Source organism: Vibrio sp. 1402 (genome assembly GCF_033340275.1).
Genome location: NZ_JAWOWE010000523.1, coordinates 1 through 571 on the forward strand (window position 1 = coordinate 1; position 571 = coordinate 571).

Below are 571 nucleotides of genomic sequence, written 5' to 3' on the forward strand. Positions count from 1 at the left end.
TGATCCCGACATTGGTTCTGTTTGGTTTAGGCATTGTACCGGGACTGATTTCAACCATCATTTTTGCCATTGCAGCACCAATCCGATTGACGTATTTGGGCATCATCAAAGTGCCAGAAGAGCTGCTGGAAGCGGGTAAAGCATTTGGCGCAAGCCGTATGAAGTTGCTGTTTAAGGTGGAGTTACCTGCGGCACTACCAAGCATCATGGCGGGGGTTACCCAATGTATTATGCTATCTCTTTCGATGGTGGTCATTGCCGCACTAGTAGGTGCAGATGGTTTAGGTAAGCCAGTTGTACGCGCACTGAACACGGTAAATATTTCGCAAGGTTTTGAAGCTGGTTTAGCGATTGTTCTTGTTGCCATCATTCTTGATCGCTTATGCAAAGCGCCAAACCAGAAGGAGGCTTAATCATGGACGCTATTACTATTGAAAATCTTGATGTGGTGTTTGGTCAGCAGCAATCACAAGCTTTGGCTTTGCTGGACCAGAGTAAGTCTCGCCAGGAGATCATCGACGAAACCGGTCAGGTCGTCGGTGTTGATAATGTCTCTCTGAGCGTCAAGCGT

At 47.3% G+C, this 571-nt stretch carries 1 protein-coding gene and 1 pseudogene; both read left to right on the forward strand.

The features are described from left to right. The coding region (locus R7044_RS27040) for an ABC transporter permease (RefSeq protein ID WP_225456207.1) at window positions 1–413 on the forward strand (413 nt) is incomplete at its 5' end. A 2-nt stretch (window positions 414–415) separates the two neighbouring features. Continuing rightward, window positions 416–571: pseudogene (locus tag R7044_RS27045) on the forward strand (choline ABC transporter ATP-binding protein); the annotation flags it as partial.